Source organism: Aphanothece microscopica RSMan92, assembly GCF_046613545.2.
GTDB lineage: Bacteria > Cyanobacteriota > Cyanobacteriia > PCC-6307 > Cyanobiaceae > NIES-981.
In genome coordinates, this window is sequence record NZ_JBKKKY020000614.1 from 1 (window position 1) to 412 (window position 412).

Annotated in this window: 1 protein-coding gene; it reads right to left on the minus strand. The window is 64.3% G+C overall.

All coding sequences use genetic code 11. The annotated features are described in order from the left end of the window. On the minus strand, positions 1 to 412 hold a 412-nt coding region (locus ACLD7X_RS19320), incomplete at both ends, for a hypothetical protein (RefSeq protein WP_411425295.1).

Consider the following 412-nt stretch of genomic DNA (forward strand, 5'->3'; position numbering starts at 1 on the left):
CTGATTTCGCCAAAGAACTCCGTCACATCGAACTGACCGATCACGGCGGCGACCGTGCGCTGTTCCCAGCCGAGGCGGTTGGTGCGGTTCACGTCGGGGCGGAAATCGCTCTTCTCTTCGCGATACTCAGCGCCAAGCGCGACGCCGATGGGGCCGCCGGGAAGCTCGAACAGCTTGGAGCTATCGCCGGTGATCAGGCCGCGCACGACGGTCTGCTCGACCGTCGCAATGTCGGTGGCGCGGTAGTTGATGAAGTCGAGACCTTCCGGCGAGGCCTTGTTCAGACCGAACAGGTTCACCGGGCGGCACTGGCTGGGCTGATAGGTGACCGGCGCCACCGGACGGAACGCCTGCGGATCAAGGAAGCTGGCGATCGGGATCGTGCCGTTCTGCGTGATCCGGCAGACAGGAT